The 3,539-nt window shown below is 56.5% G+C and carries 3 protein-coding genes and 1 pseudogene; 1 reads left to right on the top strand and 3 read right to left on the bottom strand.

The genetic code is table 11. The features are described from left to right. Positions 1-337 (bottom strand): annotated as a pseudogene (locus APH41_RS25490) (DNA polymerase II); the annotation flags it as partial. Between the two features lie 186 nt (positions 338-523). Beyond that, positions 524-991, bottom strand: a complete 468-nt coding sequence (locus tag APH41_RS25485) for an SRPBCC family protein (protein ID WP_054922225.1) — start codon at positions 989-991, stop codon at positions 524-526. A 98-nt stretch (positions 992-1,089) separates the two neighbouring features. Between APH41_RS25485 and APH41_RS25480 the strand changes: the two genes are divergently transcribed. Beyond that, positions 1,090-1,491 carry a GFA family protein gene (locus tag APH41_RS25480; protein ID WP_054898206.1) on the top strand — a complete coding sequence of 134 codons (402 nt, stop codon included), beginning with the start codon at positions 1,090-1,092 and terminating at the stop codon, positions 1,489-1,491. A gap of 1 nt (position 1,492) precedes the next feature. Here the strand turns inward: APH41_RS25480 and mrdA are convergent, their stop codons facing one another. Further along, a complete protein-coding gene (gene mrdA / locus APH41_RS25475; RefSeq protein ID WP_054898205.1) occupies positions 1,493-3,385 on the bottom strand; it encodes a penicillin-binding protein 2 in 1,893 nt (630 codons plus the stop codon). Positions 3,386-3,539 lie beyond the last annotated feature (154 nt).

Raw genomic sequence — 3,539 nt, 5'->3', positions numbered from 1 at the left:
CCGGAGGGCGCACGTCACCTTCGTAGACATCGACCCCGGCAGCACGCAGGCGCTTCTCGATATCCATCAACTGGCGGTGCTGGCGCGCATAGAGGCCCAGAACCGGGCGGTGATGAAAGTCGCATAGCTGCAAGGGGCGCAACTCGAGATCGCGCTCCCCCTTGAGCAGCCAATCGAGTGGCTTGCGATAGGCCTCTGGGATGAAAACCACCGAGGTCTGCACGGGTAGGCGAATGCACCGTGGTCCTTGATCGGTGGCCAGCCAGAAGCTGACCTCGGTGCCCGCCGGGGTATCGCGCCAATGCCGGGTCAGGACAAAACCCTGCTGTAAATCCACCGTACCGCACCTCAGGAATCGCTTTCAGTGCGTGATTCTACTCGGCATCCGTGCAAACGCCACCACCGACCGCTGTGTGCATGAAGGCCAGCAAATCAAGAAAAGGCATCGAGCTGAACGTACTTTGTGAGCCCGTCAGCGGCCTGTCTGCCTAGGGGAGTGAAGACTGCCCTCCGGTGTGCGCCATCACCTTGTTGGGGGCTTGCTCAGATAATTTTCGATATTGCCCATTTGCTCATCCCAGCCACGGGAGTTCATTTTGAAGGCTTTCTGACGCCGCGCTTCGGGCACCTTGTCAAAACCGGACTCAACGACCCGCAACAGAATGCCTGGAGCGCGATCTTCAATCGTGAACTCCACCAGCGTCGGCTCCTCTTTGTCGTAGTCGACGCCCTCTTCCACTGCAAAAGGATGCCACCAGAAGGAAAACAGCGTTTGGGGCAGGATACGTTCGATCCGGGCCTTCCATACGACATGTTCATAACCTGGATAGGTAATCGGCGCTTCGATGGTTTCCCCAGCCACAAAAGTTTTACCCTTAAGCGCGATACCGAACCAGTGTCCAAATTGCTCGGCCTGTGTGAGAGCCTCCCAGACCTGTTTACGTGACGCATTGAGCAGGACTTTACGTTCGATGCGATCTAATACGTGCATAAGTCACCTCCTTCATTGAACAGTAGGCGACATCAATCAATGCGCAACCTTGCGTTGTGCGCGATGATGATGACCCCCTCCTTGCCTGGCCATAGGTTATGACTGACCCACTGAATGGAAGTTGCTTGTGCAAAGGCGTGCGCTACCAAGTGGACAGCCTGGACATGCCCATCAGCCACTGCCACTGCGAAAGCTGCCGCAAGGCACACGCGGCAGCATTTGTTGCCACGGCCGGGGTGATGCGTGAGCATTTTCGCTGGACGCAGGGTGAAGAGCTGCTGTCGTCATTTGAATCTTCACCGGGCAAATTCAGACATTTCTGCTCGCGCTGCGGCTCACATCTGATCGCTGAACGTGGGCATCAGCCTCACGTGATCGTGCGGGTGGCGACGCTGGATGATGATCCGGGCGTCAGGCCCACCTCGCATATCTGGACGGCCCATGAAGTACCGTGGCTGGCCTATGACGGCGTAGCACGCTGGGATGAGTGGGAGGTTTGAGTCAAACCCTTGGATCGCCGGGCGCCTTGGCCGGCGCTGCATATTGCGGCTTGAGATGGCCTTCCTGGTCGAGCAGCCAGGCATCCATGATCTGTCGCACCACAGGCCCGGCTACACGGCCGCCGGCCTCACCGTTTTCGATCATGACTGAAATCACGATTTTCGGATGTTCGGCCGGCGCGAAACCGACGAACAAGGCGTTATCGCGATGCCGCTCCAACGTCTTGTTACGGTTGTAGCGCTCACCCTGCTTGATCGCCACCACCTGGGCGGTACCACTCTTGCCGGCGATGCGGTATTGCGCGCCTTGCGCTGCCGCTCGGGCGATACCGCGGGGATCGTGCATCACCAATTGCATGCCATGGTTGACCTGTTCCCAGTCACGCGGGTCCTTGAGGATCACGTTGGGCATTGGGTGCTCATCCACCGGTGGCACACCATTGATTGTCTTGGCCAGGTGCGGTCGGTTCCATACGCCTTTGTTGGCGATCAATGCAGTGGCCTGGGCCAATTGCAGAGGTGTTACTTGCATGTAGCCTTGACCAATGCCGAGGATCACGGTTTCGCCTGGGAACCACGGCTGGCGTCGGGTTGCACGCTTCCAGGCCTGGGATGGCATTAAGCCGGCAGACTCTTCGAACATATCCAGGGACACTTTCTGACCCAGGCCGAACTCGGCCAGATAGTCATGCAGGCGATCGATCCCGAGTTTATGGGCCAGATCGTAGAAGTAAGTGTCGTTGGAACGCATGATGGCCGCGTCCATGTCCACCCAGCCGTCACCACTGTGGTTCCAGTTGCGGTATTTATGGTCAAAGTCTGGCAACTGATAGTAACCCGGGTCGAACACTCGGGTTTGTGGAGTAACAACGCCACTGTCAAGACCGGCGATGGCCACTTCCGGCTTGATGGTTGAGCCCGGCGCATAAAGCCCGCGTAACACGCGGTTGAACAGCGGTCGGTCAATGGAGTCGTGTAGCGCAGCGTACTCCTTGAAGCTAATGCCTGTGACAAACAGGTTCGGATCGAAACTCGGTTTACTGACCATAGCCAGTACTTCACCGGTCTGCGGGTCCAGGGCGACCACCGAACCACGACGGTCACCCAAGGCCTCTTCGGCAGCTTCCTGTAGCTTGACGTCAAGGCTCAGGACGATGTTTTTGCCAGGGATCGGATCGGTGTGCTTGAGCACGCGCAGCACACGGCCCTGTGCGTTGGTCTCTACCTCTTCATAACCGACATGGCCATGCAGTTCAGACTCGTAAAAACGCTCGATTCCGGTTTTGCCGATAGATTGGGTACCGCGGTACTCCACCGAATCAAGGGTCTTGGATTCCTTTTCGTTAATACGACCGACGTAGCCAATGGAATGGGCAAAGTGCGCGCCCAGGGGGTAGTGGCGAACGAATTGTGGTTCCACGTCCACCCCAGGTAGACGGAACTCGTTGACGGCCAAAACGGCGATCTGCTCTTCGGTCAACTCGTAGAACAACGTGACGGGAACAAACGGGTGGCGGGCCTGCTTGAGCGCCTTATCAAACACCGCACGGTCTTCGGCTGGCAGATGCAGCAGATTGACGATTTCGTCCAGTTCACCCTTGAGGTCGGCTGTGCGCTCACGGGTGATGGTCAAGTTGTAACTCGGGCGGTTGTCGGCCAGGACTACACCATTACGGTCATAGATCAAGCCGCGAGTCGGTGTGATGGGCAGTACGTGGACCCGGTTGTTTTCCGAAATTGTTGAGTGGTAGTCGTACTGCACGACTTGCAAAAAATACATACGCCCCACCAAGGCGCACGTGATCCCAATTACCAGCAATGCGCAGGCAAACAAACGTTTGTTGACCAAACGGTTTTCTTTTTCGTGATCTTTGATAGGTATTGGTTCAGGCATTTCTACAGCATCTCGTTGGAAAAGGTCGACGCCGCATCCTGCGGATAAAGATCAATCCTTGTGAAAATGTGCTGCACCATAGCAAAAATGCAGAAACACTTTGTATCGAATTCCCTCAACGGCAGCTTATTTAATGTTGCTGAAAGCGCCGGAA

This window comes from Pseudomonas sp. NBRC 111138, from assembly GCF_001320835.1.
GTDB classification, from domain to species: domain Bacteria; phylum Pseudomonadota; class Gammaproteobacteria; order Pseudomonadales; family Pseudomonadaceae; genus Aquipseudomonas; species Aquipseudomonas paracarnis.
This window is presented reverse-complemented; position numbering and strand designations above follow the sequence as displayed.

Excerpts from the sequence above, each read along its gene's own strand:
- APH41_RS25485 (WP_054922225.1), bottom strand. The coding sequence starts at position 991 with ATGCACGTATTAGATCGCATCGAACGTAAAGTCCTGCTCAATGCGTCA.
- APH41_RS25480 (WP_054898206.1), top strand. The coding sequence starts at position 1,090 with ATGACTGACCCACTGAATGGAAGTTGCTTGTGCAAAGGCGTGCGCTAC.
- mrdA (WP_054898205.1), bottom strand. The coding sequence starts at position 3,385 with ATGCCTGAACCAATACCTATCAAAGATCACGAAAAAGAAAACCGTTTG.